The organism is Lachnospiraceae bacterium oral taxon 096 (assembly GCA_018141845.1).
Taxonomy (GTDB): domain Bacteria; phylum Bacillota; class Clostridia; order Lachnospirales; family Lachnospiraceae; genus F0428.
This window is the reverse complement of the sequence record CP073340.1, coordinates 317,386-334,331: the sequence shown is the minus strand read 5'-3', so window position 1 is coordinate 334,331 and position 16,946 is coordinate 317,386. Positions and strand designations below refer to the sequence as shown.

Annotated in this window: 14 protein-coding genes; all 14 read left to right on the top strand. The window is 40.5% G+C overall.

The genetic code is table 11. The features are described from left to right. Positions 1-20 precede the first annotated feature (20 nt). The 14 genes from J5A74_01565 (at position 21) to J5A74_01500 (ending at position 16,928) form a co-directional block, all read left to right on the top strand. Positions 21-1,322: a citrate:proton symporter gene (locus J5A74_01565; GenBank protein ID QUI96066.1), complete on the top strand. Its 1,302-nt coding sequence runs from the start codon at positions 21-23 to the stop codon at positions 1,320-1,322. Positions 1,323-1,547: 225 nt separating this feature from the next. After that, a complete protein-coding gene (locus J5A74_01560; GenBank protein ID QUI96065.1) occupies positions 1,548-1,862 on the top strand; it encodes a hypothetical protein in 315 nt (104 codons plus the stop codon). Between the two features lie 131 nt (positions 1,863-1,993). Next, the gene (locus tag J5A74_01555; GenBank protein QUI96064.1) at positions 1,994-2,614 is read left to right on the top strand and encodes a GNAT family N-acetyltransferase; all 621 of its coding nucleotides are present in this window, start codon (positions 1,994-1,996) and stop codon (positions 2,612-2,614) included. A gap of 1 nt (position 2,615) precedes the next feature. Beyond that, positions 2,616-3,236 (top strand): cyclodeaminase/cyclohydrolase family protein, encoded by a 621-nt coding sequence (locus J5A74_01550; protein QUI96063.1) that lies wholly within the window; start codon positions 2,616-2,618, stop codon positions 3,234-3,236. A 9-nt stretch (positions 3,237-3,245) separates the two neighbouring features. Continuing rightward, positions 3,246-4,109, top strand: coding sequence for a bifunctional 5,10-methylenetetrahydrofolate dehydrogenase/5,10-methenyltetrahydrofolate cyclohydrolase (locus tag J5A74_01545; protein ID QUI96062.1), 864 nt, complete (start codon positions 3,246-3,248; stop codon positions 4,107-4,109). After that, positions 4,099-6,303, top strand: a complete 2,205-nt coding sequence (locus J5A74_01540; GenBank protein QUI96061.1) for a glycosyltransferase — start codon at positions 4,099-4,101, stop codon at positions 6,301-6,303. Before J5A74_01545 ends, J5A74_01540 begins: the two co-directional genes overlap by 11 nt. Next, a complete protein-coding gene (locus tag J5A74_01535) occupies positions 6,303-7,286 on the top strand; it encodes a glycosyltransferase family 2 protein (GenBank protein QUI96784.1) in 984 nt (327 codons plus the stop codon). The genes J5A74_01540 and J5A74_01535 overlap by 1 nt, the downstream gene beginning before the upstream one ends. Then, positions 7,283-8,689: an undecaprenyl-phosphate glucose phosphotransferase gene (locus tag J5A74_01530; protein QUI96060.1), complete on the top strand. Its 1,407-nt coding sequence runs from the start codon at positions 7,283-7,285 to the stop codon at positions 8,687-8,689. Before J5A74_01535 ends, J5A74_01530 begins: the two co-directional genes overlap by 4 nt. A 20-nt stretch (positions 8,690-8,709) precedes the next feature. Next, positions 8,710-10,074 carry an LCP family protein gene (locus J5A74_01525; protein QUI96059.1) on the top strand — a complete coding sequence of 455 codons (1,365 nt, stop codon included), beginning with the start codon at positions 8,710-8,712 and terminating at the stop codon, positions 10,072-10,074. A gap of 93 nt (positions 10,075-10,167) precedes the next feature. Next, a complete protein-coding gene (locus tag J5A74_01520) occupies positions 10,168-12,930 on the top strand; it encodes an InlB B-repeat-containing protein (GenBank protein QUI96058.1) in 2,763 nt (920 codons plus the stop codon). 13 nt (positions 12,931-12,943) lie between these two features. Then, positions 12,944-13,522 carry a TerD family protein gene (locus tag J5A74_01515; GenBank protein QUI96057.1) on the top strand — a complete coding sequence of 193 codons (579 nt, stop codon included), beginning with the start codon at positions 12,944-12,946 and terminating at the stop codon, positions 13,520-13,522. A 68-nt stretch (positions 13,523-13,590) separates the two neighbouring features. Further along, entirely contained in the window at positions 13,591-15,549 is a 1,959-nt protein-coding gene (locus J5A74_01510; protein ID QUI96056.1) for a hypothetical protein, read from the top strand. Beyond that, positions 15,516-16,322 (top strand): toxic anion resistance protein, encoded by an 807-nt coding sequence (locus J5A74_01505; GenBank protein QUI96055.1) that lies wholly within the window; start codon positions 15,516-15,518, stop codon positions 16,320-16,322. Before J5A74_01510 ends, J5A74_01505 begins: the two co-directional genes overlap by 34 nt. 12 nt (positions 16,323-16,334) lie before the next feature. Further along, positions 16,335-16,928, top strand: coding sequence for a TerD family protein (locus J5A74_01500; GenBank protein ID QUI96054.1), 594 nt, complete (start codon positions 16,335-16,337; stop codon positions 16,926-16,928). Positions 16,929-16,946: the final 18 nt, after the last annotated feature.

Sequence of the window (16,946 nt, the reverse complement as noted above, 5' to 3'; positions counted from 1 at the left end):
ACGATTAGATTGGAGAAAAAATGGTAGCGATTGTTGGATTTTTAATGATTATTGTCATCGTGTTTTTACTTCTTAGGGGGCTGATGTCTCCGATTGTTGTATTGGCGATGATTCCATCGATTGCCGCACTGATTCTTGGTTATGATCCAGTCACCATTGGTGGCTTTATCAAGAAAGGTGTTGAGACAACGATGGGAAATGGAATTTTGTTTATTTTCTCAGTGATTTATTTTGGTATCTTGTCTGACACAGGATTTTTTGATGTTATTGTAAACTTTTTAGTAAAAAAGGCGGGCAACAATGTCATTGCGATTACGGTGGCCACAGCGGTGGTTGCAACCATTGCTCATCTCGATGGCACGACCGCAGCGACTGTGTTGATTACAGTTCCATCTTTTTATCCCGTTTATAAGAAAATGAATATTAGTCCCAAAATTTTGCTCTGCTTGACCGGTGGATGTATGGGAGTAATGAATTTGTTGCCATGGGGTGGACCTACAGCCAGAGCTGCGACAGTTTTGGAAATGGATGCGACAACACTTTGGCATATGTTAATTCCACTTCAGATTATTGGTTTGATCGTTAACTTTGTACTTGCTGTATTGTTGGGCATGCTTGCAGTAAAGCAGGGAGCAGGAATGGGCAAAGGGGTGGAAGACGAAGTCGATGAAAAGGCGACGGCAGAGGCAGAGGCCTTGAGAAAGCCAGCACCTTATCTAGTTTTTAATCTGATTCTTACTGTTGCACTGATTGGCATTCTTGCGAGTGGAATTGTCTCAAGTTACATTGTGTTTATGATTGGTCTTTGTATTCTTTTGGCCGTAAATTATCCAAATCAGAAGTTACAGGATAAATTAATCAAAAAGAATGCACCGGCGGCACTGATTATTTCAGCAACCTTGTTTGCAGCAGGTGCTATGGTCGGAATCTTTGAGGGTACAGGAATGCTCACAGCAATGGCACAGGCCTTGATGAGTATTATTCCTGCACCTCTAGGAAGATACATTCATGTTATCTTTGGTATTCTCGCACTTCCGCTGGGACTTTGTGTAGGTACAGATGCTTACTTCTATGGCATTATGCCATTGGTAATGAAAGTGGGAGAGACTTATGGTGTGGCTTCTCTATCTACGGCTTTGACGATGATTATTGGAAAGAATCTTGCTCTTATGGTTAGCCCTCTAGTTCCAGCAACCTATCTGGCCATTGGACTTACCAATACAGAGTTAAAGGATCATATGAAATTTTCTATTCCACCATATTTTGTGATCAGTATGTTTATGTTAATCCTTGGAATTGTGTTTGGCATTATTCCACTGTAGGATAGAAAATGATCCAGAGAGTACAAAATTACTTTGCACTCTCTGGTTTTGAACATAATGGAAGTAAAAGAATACAAATAGGAATATTTTGCTCAGTCAAATATGAATAAATTATGAATAAATCGTGAATAGACTAGACATTTTCAAAAAGTAGGTTATAATGGCGTATGTAACAGTTAATAAAGAATGATTGATGCAGTAATGCAATTTGAGGAGGAAAAAATAATGAAAAAGAATATTCTTGTATTGGCAGCAGTATGTGCACTTGCAGCAGGTGCTATGACAGCTTGTGGCGGAAGCAGCAGCACAACAACAACAACAGCAGCTAAGTCTGACAAGGCAGCAGACAAGGCTTCATCAGCAGCAGATAAGGCAGCAGACAAGGCTTCATCAGCAGCAGATAAGGCAGCAGACAAGGCTTCTTCAGCAGCAGACAAGGCAGCTGATACAGCTTCATCAGCAGCAGATAAGGCTTCTTCAGCAGTTGACGCAGCTTCATCAGCAGCAGAGAGTGCAGTTTCTTCAGCAGCTGCTAACTAATTTAGAAGATTGTTTTGAGGAGGTTGTTGTTTCCAGTGATATCATTGGAGGCAGCAGCCTCTTTTTTCTTTATTTTGTCTTTTTTACAATAGTATGTTATGATGTTAGCATGATTTTTAGGAGGTCATCTATTGGAAGAAATCTGTATTCGCACGGCAAAATTAGAGGATGCCAAGCGACTGGTCGAGATTTATACTCCCTATGTAGAGGAAACGGCGATTACCTTTGAATATGATGTGCCAAGTGTAAAAGAATTTGAACGGCGCATAGAGGAGGTTCTGTGTCGTTATCCCTATATTGTGGCGGAAAGGAAAGGAAAGATTGTCGGTTATGCGTATGTCCATGCCTTTTATGCTCGTCCAGCCTACGATTGGTCGGTGGAGACCAGTGTCTATGTCGACAGAAAAGAGAGAAAGTCCGGTGTGGGCAGAGTGCTCTATCAGGCCATTGAAGAAATCTGCAAGGAAATGGGAATTTTAAATATGAATGCTTGTATTGCCATGCCGAGGGGAAAAGATCTCTATCTCGATGAGAGCAGTGCAAAATTTCATCAAAAATTGGGCTTTTCATTGGTAGGTCGATTTCACAATAGTGGCTATAAGTTTGAGCATTGGTATGATATGATTTGGATGGAAAAGATGATTGGAGAACATCAAAAGGCGAAACCCATTCAGACATATTCTAGTGTCAGAGAAAGAATAAGAATGAGAAAGAAATATCCTATTGTGCAGAAAGGAATAAAGAGAAAGTAAGATGGAAAAGTTTGTAAAGTATTCTTTGGAAGAATTTGTAGATGCTTTGGCCTCCAAGGCGGCTGTACCTGGTGGAGGCGGTGCAAGTGCTTTAGCGGCTAGTCTTGGCATAGCTCTAGGCAATATGGTGGGAGAATTTACTGTGGGAAAGAAAAAGTATGCCGATGCTGAGGAGGAACTAAGGGTCTGTATGGCTAGGGCAAAGGATCTTTCTAGGAAATTTTTAAATTGTATTGAAAGAGATGCTGCAGCATTTGAACCTCTTTCTAGGGCGTATGCAATACCAAAGGATGACAAAAATCGAGATATCGTTATGGAAAATTGTCTGAGGGATGCGGCGAAGGTTCCGATGGAGATTCTTCATTTGGTCTGTGAGGCAATTAAGTTAGAAGAAAGATTTGCTGTTCTTGGCAGTGTGATGATTCAATCAGATGCAGCAGTTGGTGCGAGCATTCTTCGTTCGTCGCTTCTTGGTGCAGCAGTAAATGTAAAGATCAATACAAAGTCAATGAAGGACAGAGAATATGCAGATAGCGTAAATAAAGAGGTGGATGCGCTAGTTGAGGAGTATTTACCACTTGCTGACAGTATTTTTGAGCATATATATCACAAGTATGCATAGGGGGAAAAAATGTTATTAAAGGGAAAACCAGTTGCAGACGCAATTACGGAAAAGCTGCGCCTTGAAGTAGAAAAATTGTCAAAGAAGGGAATTGTACCTACGCTTGCTATTTTGCGAGTGGGAAAGAGAGAGGATGATCTTTCCTATGAGCGAGGAGCAATGAAAAGATGTGCACAAGTTGGGATTGAAGTAAAGCAAGTGGTTCTTGATGGTGACATTGACAATGAACAATTTTTAAAAAAATTAGAGGAGCTCAATCAAGATGATGGGGTAGATGGCATTTTAATGTTTCGTCCCTTGCCAAAACAGCTCGATGAGGAGGCTGCGACGAGATTGCTTGCTGTGGAAAAGGACATTGATGGCAATACACAGGGTTCTCTTGCAGGCATTTATGCCAATACAGGCGATGGCTTTGCTCCATGTACGGCAGAAGCTGTGATGGCGATTTTAAATTACTATGGTATTGAGATGGCAGGAAAGAAGGCAGTCGTGATTGGACGATCTTTAGTCATTGGCCGCCCAGTGGCCATGTTGTTGATGCACAAGCAGGCAACTGTGACCATTTGTCACTCAAGGTCAAAGAAAATTGATAAGATTTCGAGAAAAGCAGATATCTTAGTTGCGGCAGCAGGACAAATGCAGAGCATTGATCGAAATTATATCAAGGAAGGACAGATTGTCATTGATGTTGGAATTCATTGGGATGAAAAGGCACAAAAGCTTTGTGGAGATGTAGTTACAAATGATGTCGAGGAAGTTGTGGCAGCGGTCACACCTGTGCCAGGCGGAGTTGGTGCGGTGACTACCAGCATTTTGGCAAAGCATGTTTTGGAAGCAGCAATAAAGAGAAGGGGAATCGCGGATGAAATATAAAATTGATATTGTGCGTATCCGAGAAAATAAAATTACATTAAATGGATGGGTGGTCGGAAAAAATGCAAAATCGCCAGTGGTCTATTCAGTCCTAGATGGAAGAAAAGAGCCAGTGCCATTTAAGCTAGTTTCCACGAAAAGAGATGATGTCAGTAAAATCTACTATGACAAGGTGGTAGACAGAGACTTAGGATTTGATATTCAATTTGATTATGAGCGAGGAAAAAACTATTATTTAGTGATTGAATGTGAGGGGAGAAAAGCTCGCATTCGATATAATGAAGAATTAATTGCAAAACGTGCGAGTGTTGCCCACAAGAGAATGGAAAAGCTCCGTGACCTTTGCAATATGGAGACAGTCAAGGTGGCTGGCGATTACTTAAAAAAACATGGACTGAAGGCATTGATGAGAAAATCAAGAGCAAAAATTAAAGGACTAGATAATGACTATGAGTACGCCGAGTGGTATGAAAAGACCAGACCGACCAAGGAAGAGCTAGAGGCCCAAAGAAATCAAGTGTTTGAGTATATGCCAAAGTTTTCTATTGTTGTTCCTGTCTTTGAAACACCTGATCAATATCTTCGTGCCCTAATTGATTCGATTTTGGCACAGACCTATGAAAATTTTGAGGTTTGTTTTGCTGATGGAAGTAGAGCGGGAAAAAATAAAGAAAAGATTTTTCGTGAGTATGCGAAAAAGGATGCACGCATTCGCTATCAAATTTTAGGAAAGAATTTGGGTATTTCTGGAAATACCAATGCGGCATTGGCTATGGCAACGGGAGACTATATTGTGCTTTGTGACCATGATGATGTCTTGCCAGAGCATGCACTATTTGAGAATGCCAAGGCCATCAATGAGACAGGGTGCGATTGTTTGTATTCTGACGAGGATAAGTTGGATATGGATGGCGGTTCCCTCTTTGATCCACATTTTAAGCCTGATTTTAATATTGATATGCTGTGTAGTGTCAATTATATTTGCCATCTGTTTGTGGTCAAAAAGGAATTGATCACACAATATGGTGAGTTTGACCCTGAATATGATGGAGCACAGGACTATGATTTTATTTTTAGGATGACAGAGCATGCAAAAAAGATTGTGCATATTCCAAAGGTGCTCTACCATTGGCGTTGCCATATGAATTCGACAGCTAGCAATCCAGAGAGCAAGCTCTATGCCTTTACAGCGGGGGAGAAGGCGATTCGTGCCCACTATTTGCGTGTACATCCAGAGATTGCTATTGAAAAGATTGAAAAGGGCATTGACTATGGCATCTATCATACCTATTTTAAAATAGAGAAAGAGCCATTGATTTCTATTATTATTCCAAATAAGGATCACACCCAAGACCTCGATGTGGCGATTCGCTCTGTCTATGAAAAGGGAAGATATAAAAATATTGAGTTTATTGTGGTGGAGAATAATTCGACACAGCCAGAGACAACAAAGTACTATGAAAATATTCAAAAGGAATTTTCAAATGTTCGAGTGGTCTATTGGGATAAGGAGTTTAATTATTCGGCCATTAACAATTATGGCGTAAAATATGCCAAGGGCGAATATCTATTGTTTTTAAATAATGATGTAGAAATGATCAATCCTGACTCTCTGTATGAGATGCTTGGGTATGTACAAAGAGAGGATGTTGGGGCCTGTGGATGTCGATTGCTCTATGAGGATGGCTCTATTCAGCATGCAGGTGTCGTCATTGGATTTGGAGGAATTGCAGGACATACTTTTATTGGTCGATTTGAGGAGGAGGGAAGTTACTTCCACCGTGCAATGACTGCACAGGATTATTCTGCAGTGACGGCGGCCTGCTTACTCACCAAAAAAGAACTCTTTTTATCCGTGGGTGGATTTTCTGAGGAGCTTGCCGTGGCCTTTAACGACATTGATTTGTGTATGAAAATTAGACAAAAGGAAAAACTTGTGGTATATAATCCATATGCTGTGTTTTATCACTATGAATCAAAGTCAAGAGGGTTAGAAGACACTCCAGAAAAGGTGGAGAGATTTAACCGAGAGATTGTGACATTTATGAAAAAGTGGCCCGAAATTTTAAAAAATGGCGATCCATATTACAATCCAAATCTCACCTTGTTAAAATCAAACTTTGCATTGAGGGATTTACTGAAGGAAAAAATTGGCGAGCCTTATCATATGGAGGGAATTGAGAAATATCTATGATGATCAGCGATGTAACAGTTATTATTCCAAATTACAATGGCTTAAAGTTTATGGAAACTTGTATGAATGCATTGAACGCACAAAGCTATCGACATTTTGATGTCCTCGTTGTCGACAATGGTTCGACAGATGGAAGTGTAGAATGGTTAAAGGAGAAAAAAATTCCAACTTTGTTTTTAAAGGAGAATTTGGGATTTGCTGGTGGAGTCAATGCTGGCCTAAAAGAAGTAAATACAGAGTATGTCATTTTATTAAATAATGACACCGAAGTATTTCCAGATTATATTGAGGAGCTTGTCAAGGCCATTAAAAAGTCAAAGAAAATTTTTTCTGTGAGTCCGATGATGATTCAATCGATGAATCGGGATTTGATGGATGATGCTGGCGATGGAATGTGCATTCTTGGCTGGGGATATCAAATTGGCGTGGGAGAAAAGATTTCTGGCTATACAAGGGCTAAGGATGTTTTTACGGCCTGTGCAGGTGCGGCAATCTATAGAAAAGCGGTGTTAGATGAAATTGGATACTTTGATGAAATGCATTTTGCCTATCTCGAGGACATTGATTTGGGATATCGTGCAAAGTTAGCAGGTTATTTTAATCGATATGAGCCAAGGGCCAAGGTTTATCACTTTGGCAGTGGTACCAGTGGTTCAAAGTATAATGGCTTTAAAGTTCGACTTGCTGCGAGAAATAATATCTACTTGCACTATAAAAATCAAGCAAACTGGCAGCTTCTTTTCAATAGTTTCTTCCTTTTTGCTGGTATAGTCATCAAGGCAGGATTTTTCTACAAAAAGGGCTTTTTAAAGGAGTATTTGGAGGGTCTTTTTGAAGGAATAAAAAATTGTAAGAAATGTAAGCGAGTGGACCAAAGTCAAGTTCCATTGACAAGGGTATTGGCCATAGAAGGTGAGATGATCCTTGGAATGGTGGACTATAGCCTACACTTTTTGAAAAGGAGAATGCAAAGAGATAGATGATCAAGGATTATCAAAAACAATTAAATCGACTGCACATTGTACTCGATGCCCTAGTGATTATTATCAGTTATCTGGGGTCGTGGTTTTTTCTGTTTGGTGAGCGACCGACAACAGGGGTATTACTGCCACGCTATTACTTTTTGACCTTGATTGCCATTGTACCTGTGTATATTGCACTCAATGGAATCTTTGGACTCTATGCACCAAAGCGAGTGTCGGGTAGGCGAAGAGAAATTGCCAATATTTGTAAGGCAAATTCGATTGGATTTTTGCTTTTTACCTTGATTTTATTTTTAGGTTCAAAAAATCCCTATATCTATCATTTTTCGAGAAAATTGACAGTTGTTTTTTATATTGTTTCAATTGTACTAGAGACGATCGAGCGAAATGGCATTCGCATTGTACTGCGTGCATTTCGTGCGAGGGGATATAATTTAAAGCATATCTTATTGATTGGCTATAGCCGAGCCGCAGAAAGTTATATTGATCGAGTGGCAGCCAATCCAGAGTGGGGCTATAAGATTAGAGGAATCTTAGATGATGACAAGGAGCGAGGATTTGAGTATAAGGGTGTGAGAGTGATTGGGGAAACGGGAAATCTTCGAGAAATTTTGAGTATGAATGTGCTCGATGAGATTGCAGTGACATTGGGACTGCGTGACTATGACCGTCTGGAGGAAATTGTCAATGAATGTGAAAGATCAGGCGTGCACACAAAATTTATTCCCGACTATCACAATATTGTTCCGACGATCCCTTACACAGAGGATTTATTGGGACTGCCAGTGATTAATATTCGCCATGTTCCATTGACAGAATTTCATCATGCGTTTATGAAACGCATTGTGGATATTTTTGGGGCAATCGTTGCCATTATTTTGTTTTCACCTGTGATGATTTTGACAGCTATTCTTGTGAAGAAAACGAGTAAAGGACCGATCATTTTTTCGCAGGAAAGGGTGGGATTACATAATCAGCCATTTCGTATGTACAAGTTTCGCTCCATGACTGTGCAGGAAGAGAGTAAGGAAAAGAAGGGCTGGACAACAGCACATGATCCGAGAGTGACACCTGTGGGAAGATTTATACGAAAAACCAGTATTGATGAGTTGCCACAGTTATTTAATGTGCTCAAGGGGGATATGAGCCTTGTTGGGCCACGACCAGAGAGACCTTATTTTGTGGAAAAATTCCGAGATGAGATTCCACATTACATGATTAAACATCAGGTTCGACCAGGACTCACAGGTTGGGCCCAGGTCAATGGTTATCGAGGAGATACTTCGATTGCAAAGCGCATAGATCATGATTTATACTATATTGAAAATTGGACGATAGGGTTTGATTTTAAAATTTTATTTTTGACGATTTTTAAGGGATTTATTAATAAAAACGCATATTAGCGTCTGGTGGGAAGGAAGAAATGGAACAAGCCAATAGCAACAAAAAGAAGAGAATTTGGCCAAAGATATTGATATTTGCGATTGCTGAAGTCATTGTATTGGTTGGAATTTTTGCATATGCCTATTTTTTAAAGCAATACAATAAAATTCAAAGAATGAATATCGATGTGGAGGCAGTCACCAATAAAGAGCTTTCAAAGGAAAATATCAAGAAGATGCAAGGATACAAAAATATTGCAGTATTTGGTGTGGATGCCAGAGACAATACATTGGGTGCAGGAGTAAACTCAGATGTCATTATTATTGTCAGCATCGACCAAGACACGGGCAATATTAAGATGTGCAGTGTGTTCCGTGATAGTTATCTCAATGTGGGTGATAATAAGTACAATAAAATTAATAGTGCCTATTTAATGGGAGGACCTGAGCGAGCACTTCGTGCAATCAATCAAAACCTTGACTTAAACATTACAGATTATATTACCTTTAACTGGAAGGGTGTGGCGACAGCAATTAATATTCTTGGTGGATTGGATATTGACTTGACAGATGAAGAATTTCATTACATCAATTCCTATATTACCGATACGGTCAATGGAACGGGGATTGGCTCTGTTCAATTGGAGCATGCGGGGATGAATCATCTCGACGGAGTTCAGGCGGTGGCCTATGCGAGACTTCGCTACACAGATAATGACTTTGTTCGCACGCAGCGCCAGAGAAAAGTGATGGAAATGTGCTTTGAAAAGGCAAAGGTAGCAGATTTAAAAACAAAGAATGATTTGCTTGGCAATGTTCTCTCTATGGTGGCCACAAATATGACTTGGCAGGATGGACTGGATTTTATTTCAAAGGCAGACAAGTATCATATTTTAGATACCAAGGGATTCCCATTTGCCAAAGGAGAAAAGCGTATTGCGGGAAAGGGAGATTGCATTGTGCCCTTGACATTGGAGAGCAATGTTGTTCGACTTCATCAATTTTTGTTTGAGGATGAGGTCTATGATACTTCCACTACGGTGGAGCAAATTAGTGCGAGAATCTCAAGAGAAACGGGAATGTATAAGGAAGGCAATTATAATAATGCCTATGGTGTGGGAGATGACTATGTTATTCCCAAGGCAAATTTTGGAGAGACAGAAGCTTCCACCTTTGCAGCTACACCAACAAAGAAAAAGAAAGACAAGAAAGAGGAGACATCGGCACAGGATACCGTACCTATACAGGAGAATTATCTTGAGGGCAATGCCAATGGCGGTGTGCGAACAGGTGTAGCTGAGCCAGAAGCTGAGCAGGTGGCACCGACAACAGAAGAAACAAAAGAAGATGACCCAAGGGCAGGAGCGGTTCCCACCGTTATGCCACAGACGAAAGGGCATCGATAATGTAGATTGTGAGGAAGATTCTTAGAGGAGTCTTCCTTTTTTTGGTTATATTGTGCTATAATAACCACATATGAGAGTGAAAGGAGGCATAGAGTGAGAGAAATGAATCGACGATGGCATCGAATAATTGCAATGTTATTAGTCGTTGCCGTATGTATTAGTGTCTTGCCCATTCAAGGCTTTGCGGATGTCAGCGCATTGCCAGCCGTAGTTACTGTTCCATTGACCAATAGCATTATGGGAGATGAGCCCTATCAAGAGGCTACATTTACCTACCAAATTATTGCACAGTCTACGGATGCATTGGGAATTTCAGATTTACCTATGCCTGCGGGAAGTGCACAGGATGCTCAAGAGAGTGAGGTCAATGTCTATGGCGGAACAACTACACAAATTCCAAGTATTGTCTTTACAAAGCCGGGAAATTATACCTATAAAGTGAAGCAGGTTCGGGTTTCAGATGAAGGGTATGAGGGAGACGGTGCAGAATATACATTGATCTTTCATGTTACTCAGGTACAAAGAGAACTTGGGCTAGAGAAAGAGCAGACGAGTGATCAGACGACATTGGAAGCGACAACAGAGATTCAAAAATTTGGAAATCGTGTGGAGGGATTGGTCTTTAATAATCGCTATACTCTGCCTAGATTTCAAGTGAGTTTCGATGTTGATGGAGCAAAGGATGTCATTGGGACGCAGAGTGTACGCTATGAAATGCTTGCAGAACAGCCTGATACGCCAGAAAAAGATGGCTATGTCTTCGGCGGTTGGATAGATGAGGCCTCAGGTCCATATAACTTTTTAACTCCAGTGACCAAAGATGTTCACTTGAAGGCAACCTGGGCAAAGGAAATGTATTTTGTAGAGTTTCGGGAGGATGTGTCGGCCGATGAACCTTATAAGGATGAGGTGCTATCAGCAGGGCGATATTCCTATGGTGAAAGTGTTGTTGCACCGCCAGTACCAAATCACAAACTGGGCTATAAGTTTAAGGGATGGAATAAGGACTTTAGCAATGTCAGTTCAGATATGTTGATTCGTGCGACCTATGAGCCAATTCACTATACCATTCACTATAATGCCAATGGTGGAAGTGGTCAGATGAGTGATCAGGATCGAACTTATGAGAGGCAAGAAAAGTTAAAGAGTAATGAGTTTAGCCATGGTGATGATATTTTTGTCGGTTGGGCAAAAAGTCCTGATGCACAAGTTCCTGACTATGCAGAAAATGCCAATGCAGTCAATCTGACAACAAATGATGGAGAGGTCATTCAGCTCTATGCAGTTTGGAAAAAAGTTGAGCCAGCAAAGGCGACATTGGAAGTAAGAAAAGAGATTGACGGGGAGGTTCCTGCCCAAAAAGATATTTTTCACTTTACATTGATGGCAATGCAGACGGATGCAAAGAATGTGACCGTTATGCCAACGCCAGAGGGAACACAGAGAAGTTATAATTTTACCATCACAGGAGATAACAAAAAGACATTAAATCAGATTGTCTTTACAGAACCAGGAAATTACATCTATCAATTGACAGAGCAAGACGACGGTCTTCCAGGATATGTCGCTGATAAAAGTACCTATGAGATTCGCTACCATGTTGTGCAGGGGGAGCGAGGATTGACGCAGACAAATGAAATCTATAAGGATGGAGAAAAAGTTGATGAGATTGTCTTTACAGATCACTATCGCTGTCCAAGATATCAAGTCAATTTTGACACTGCGGGGGCAGATCAGACCATTGTGCCACAGATTGTTTTGAGAGGAAATCGTGTTGGCGTTCCCGATCCTACACCGACAAAAACAGGATATTCCTTTAATGGATGGCTGGACGCTCAGGGGGTGCCATATGACTTTACTCAGCCAGTGGAATCAGGAATGACTTTAAAGGCCGAATGGGTTCAACGGCAGTACCATGTGGAATTTCATGACGCACAGGATGCCGATGGAGACCATGCGGATGAGTTTTTGGATGAGGAACGAATAAAGGCCGGTGAGACAGCAGTAGCACCAAAAGCTGTGCCAAACAATAAGTTGGGCTATGTCTTTGACCATTGGGATACTAATCTTTCAGAAATTAAGGATGATACCATTATTCGAGCGGTCTATGCACCAATTAAGTACAAAATTATCTATGCACCGGGAGCAGAGGATGTGACGGGAAAGATGATTGATGGAACTTTTTCTTATGATGAAGATGGTGTCTTGTCAAAGAACAACTATGAAAGAGCAGGATATATCTTTAAAGGTTGGGGCAGAATCAAAGGAGGAAATGTTGACTTTGAAGATGGTGCCTCTGTGAGAAATTGGACAACAGTTAATCAGGATGAGATCACACTCTATGCCATCTGGGAAAAGTACCAATATGCAAAAATGCCATTATATACAAAGGCAGACCAGCGAGGAGTACTTGGAATAGAAACTGTGAAAGCAGCAGGCAAAGTTGCGTTGGAAGATAATCAGATTATCTTTACACAACCAGGGGAGTATATATATAATTTGTTGACCTTAGAAAATGGCTATTACAGCAGGGCAGATGCCCAGTTCGTTTACACGGTTGTTGCGGATAAGGAAGGAAATCTCTCGGCCACAGTAAAGATTCAGTCAAGAGATGGAAGAGCACTTGATCGAGAGCAATTTTTCTATCAAGATATTCGCCAAAATGCGGTGCCATTAAAGGAGGACAAAGAGGTGATCACGCCAACAGTCAATGAAGATGGCACAATTTTACCTGTGGCACTCAATCCACAGGTCGAAGCACCGAGTTCAAAAAGATCAGTGCAGGTGAATTTAAAGTCAGTGGTCTTTGTTGGATATGTTGAGCAAGCAAGAAAAGACACAGAAGACGAGGAGTAAAAGGAGGTACATTATGGCAGTAAATTTATCAAAGGGACAAAAAGTTGATTTGACCAAGGGAAATCCAAATTTAAAGAAATTGATTGTTGGTCTTGGCTGGGATGTGAACAAGTATGATGGTGGTGCAGATTTTGACCTCGATGCATCCGCATTCATCCTTGGAGAAGATGGCAAGGTAAAGAGCGATAGCGACTTTATCTTCTATGGCAACTTAAAGCATTCTTCTGGAGCTGTGGAGCACACAGGAGACAACTTGACAGGTAGTGGAAATGGTGATGACGAGGTATTAAAGATTGACTTATCCAAGATGCCAGCAGACATTCACAAAGTAGACTTTACGGTAACGATCTATGAGGCTGAGGCACGTCATCAAAACTTTGGACAAGTAAGTAATGCCTACATTCATGTAGTGAATGAAGAGACAGGTGAGGAATTGCTCCGATTCGATCTTGGTGAAGATTTTTCAATTGAGACAGCATTGGTTGTTGCAGAGATTTATCGCCATGGCAATGAGTGGAAGTTCAATGCCATTGGAAGTGGATTCCAAGGTGGCCTATATGCATTGTGCAAAAACTTTGGTGTCAATGTATAATTAAGATGTAAGAATTGGGGATCGGTAATATAAATTATTGATCCCCAATTTATTTTTTGGAGAGAGTCATGTTTCAAACAACAATTAGAGTCAAACAGGAAGATTTGATGAGTGCAGTCAAATCGGGGGTATGGATCAAGGATCCCTTGCAAAATCCAACACAGGAACAGGTGCAGAGTGTGCAAAATGCAATTCAAGGGATAAAATTAAGAAGTGACCTTGAGAAGGCTCTTAATGCACGAACAGAGTTTTTAAAGGGAGTGAAGGGAGAGAGTATAGCAAAAAATCGCTATATTAAGTGGTTGTGCTGGCTCAATGGACCACTAAAAACTGCTCTCAATGCCAATGTCACCATTCTTTGCCTTGGCAGGCAAAGTCAAACCGTCATTGACCTTTTACAAATTTTATCCAGTGCCGGTTGCGATGTCTTTTATGTGGAAGATGAACATGCCTGCAAGGAAATTATTGAAAAATTGGCCTTTGAAGATCTACAAAACACAAAAATTATTAAGGTCAATGCGACCAATACATGGATTTTGCCCGATCCCTTTGTGGATATTTTAAAAGATCCAAGGGAGAGAGGAACGGATGAGCGATTATTTTATAATGCTTTCTTTCAGGTTATGGGGGTTTATAGCAAGGTCAGTTATCCTAATGATTTACTCAAGTTTGATCAAAATCTAAAAAAAGTCAATCGCCCAGTGATTGTGATTGAAGGTCGAATGCAGAGACCACGCCCAGAAGAAATTGAAAAGTTTGTCTTTGAGGGAAGGGATGTCTCATCTTTGTGGAAGGATGTGCAAAGAGGGCTTCGATTTATTCAAAATGCAGAGCTTCAAGGAATTACGGAGCGAGCATTGGCAGAGCAAATGCAAGAAAAGAAAAATTGGCCATTTGGGAAACTAAAAAATTATGCTGTCAGCCTATTGGTGTGGCTAGAGAGATACCAAGATACCCTGTTTTCTGAGAAGATGGGCTGTGTGATTTTTTTTAATGGCTGTGACGATGCACTGGACATTGACTTTTGTAAACTTCTTGCGAGAATTCCAGTCGATGTGTTAGTACTCGATCCAAATCATCATAGGGGACGCATAAATGACGACATTATCTTTGTTATTGAGGAGGATGAAAGACTGGAAATGCCCCATTTTCCTTCTGAAGAGGGCGTGATGCAAATGGCAACCACGGCCTATCACGCCAAGGAAGAGGCAAAGACGCTTCTCTATCAGGGAAGTGAACTCTATGATAAAGAACAGGTGCAGAAGGCATCTTCTGTCATTTTAAAGTCTGTCCATCAAGAAATTCTTGAACTTTGGAATGTGGACGAGCGTCATCGTCCCTATTTTTATGGAGATGATCAAAGCATTCGTATGCCAGTCATTTTTTCAAAAATTTCTGGGGTAATGGAAGCAGATGTGGAGCGATATTGGGAAGAAATTCGCAATCTTCGAACAGAAAATACATGGATTGTTGATGGACGGAAGGGCTTGTGGAAGGTCAGTGATGAAATTCATTCTGGACTTTTGCAAATTTTTGTAAAGAATGGGAAGCTAGACCGAAAGATTATTCAAAGCAATGTTCATTATCACTATGGAATGTTGCGAGAAAATTTGCAGGAACATATTTTGGATAAAGTTGAGATGATGATTGCTCAAAAGATGATCAAATCTTTGTCGGGAATGGATGTCACAGGACAAATTGTTCGGGTGTTACTTAGTTTAGATCAAGAATTACTTCGAATGATTCAAAAGATGGATTTTGTTGGAAAAAATCCAAAACTGGTCTATGTTAAGACCGATGATAAAGTTCCACCAATAGAAGATGCGATAATTTTACTGTTTTTAAGTCTCTTGGGCTTTGATGTGCTCTGTTATGTCCCAACAGGATATCAAAGTGTAGAAAAGTACTACACGAAGCCATTGCTTGAAGAATGTGTGATTGGAGAATATATGTATGACCTTTCCTTTGCGGATATGGAGAAGGGAGAAAATATTTGGAAGAAAATTATGCAGAGATTGAAGCATTGACATCAAAAATTTATGTATTTGACACGAGAAGCATTATTGAGTTTGGCAAGGAGCCAGCACAGCACTTAGCTGAAGAGACCGAAAAAGTTGTGCAAATGCTCTCAAACGCCAATGAGAGTAACCCAGATGATTTTTTGGAGAGATTGGAAAAGGTAATGGGTGAAATCAACAAAAAAGAAGAGAGCAAATTTTTTTGGTGGAAAAAAAGCAGAGAAGATGAGACAAAAAAATATGAGCGTATTGGCAGAGAAATTGAGGAAATCTATATTGGGTTTCGTCAATATGAGGAGGAGCAAAGACGCTTACAAAGGAGTTACCAGCTCCTTATTCTATCGAATCAAAGGGCACAAAAAGAATTAAAAAAGTATATTCTTGCGGCAAAAAAGGGATGTGAAGAAATCTTGGCCGCAGTCAATACTGTGCCAAAGGAAGATCAAGCCACACTGTATAATGCTCAAAATTTGTTGAATAGAAGAATTCAAGACCTACAAATTGGAGAAAATCTTGCTCTTCAAACTATTCCAATGCTGGAGATGATGGGGTATAATAGTAAAAATCTGGTGGCTAGCATTCACAGTGCCTTTGTGGTTACACTGCCTGTTTTTAAGGAAGAGCTAAGGCGTGCTATACAACAAAAACGCAGTCGCTTGGAAGTAGATAGTGGAGTGATTGTCAATGGAATTGAAAAGACAAGGCATATCAGGGAGACAATGCAAGAAAATCAGAAAAAGAATCTGCAAAAGTTAGAGGACATACGCAGAAAAAATCAATAGGAGGGAAAGGATATGGCAGTAAGTTTACAAAAGGGACAAAAAATTAATCTGACAAAGGACAATACAGGTCTTAGCAAGATTATGGTCGCCCTTGGCTGGGATGAGATTGGTGCGAGTAAGGGATTTTTTGGCAAGATATTTCAAAGTTCAGATATGGACTGCGACGCATCAGTTATTTTACTTCGCAATGGCAAGTTCCAAGCAAGAGAAGACCTTGTCTATTTTGGAAATTTGAGACACAAGTCAGGGGCCATTGTTCATCAGGGAGATAATCTCACTGGTGGAGGAGAGGGCGATGATGAACAGATTATGATTGATCTTTCACAAGTGCCAAAGGATGTCGATCGCCTCATTTTTGTTGTCAACATCTACGAAGCTCAGCAAAGACATCAGCACTTTGGTATGGTAAAGAATGCGTTTATTCGTGTGGTGGATCAAAGAAACAACAAGGAATTGGCACGCTACAACCTGACAGATGATTGCTCAAATATGACAGCACTGATCTTTGGTGAAGTCTACAGACATGATGGGGAGTGGAAATTCTCCGCCATTGGTCAGCCAACACAGGATAAGAGTTTGAGTGAAATTCTTAATCGATTTAAATAAAATAAGAGGATAGAGGAA

What these genes read in the sequence shown, in the direction of transcription:
- J5A74_01535 (QUI96784.1), top strand. Translation starts at nt 6,303, where the DNA reads ATGATCAGCGATGTAACAGTTATTATTCCAAATTACAATGGCTTAAAG.
- J5A74_01540 (QUI96061.1), top strand. Translation starts at nt 4,099, where the DNA reads ATGAAATATAAAATTGATATTGTGCGTATCCGAGAAAATAAAATTACA.
- J5A74_01565 (QUI96066.1), top strand. Translation starts at nt 21, where the DNA reads ATGGTAGCGATTGTTGGATTTTTAATGATTATTGTCATCGTGTTTTTA.
- J5A74_01530 (QUI96060.1), top strand. Translation starts at nt 7,283, where the DNA reads ATGATCAAGGATTATCAAAAACAATTAAATCGACTGCACATTGTACTC.
- J5A74_01560 (QUI96065.1), top strand. Translation starts at nt 1,548, where the DNA reads ATGAAAAAGAATATTCTTGTATTGGCAGCAGTATGTGCACTTGCAGCA.
- J5A74_01515 (QUI96057.1), top strand. Translation starts at nt 12,944, where the DNA reads ATGGCAGTAAATTTATCAAAGGGACAAAAAGTTGATTTGACCAAGGGA.
- J5A74_01510 (QUI96056.1), top strand. Translation starts at nt 13,591, where the DNA reads ATGTTTCAAACAACAATTAGAGTCAAACAGGAAGATTTGATGAGTGCA.
- J5A74_01545 (QUI96062.1), top strand. Translation starts at nt 3,246, where the DNA reads ATGTTATTAAAGGGAAAACCAGTTGCAGACGCAATTACGGAAAAGCTG.
- J5A74_01500 (QUI96054.1), top strand. Translation starts at nt 16,335, where the DNA reads ATGGCAGTAAGTTTACAAAAGGGACAAAAAATTAATCTGACAAAGGAC.
- J5A74_01525 (QUI96059.1), top strand. Translation starts at nt 8,710, where the DNA reads ATGGAACAAGCCAATAGCAACAAAAAGAAGAGAATTTGGCCAAAGATA.
- J5A74_01550 (QUI96063.1), top strand. Translation starts at nt 2,616, where the DNA reads ATGGAAAAGTTTGTAAAGTATTCTTTGGAAGAATTTGTAGATGCTTTG.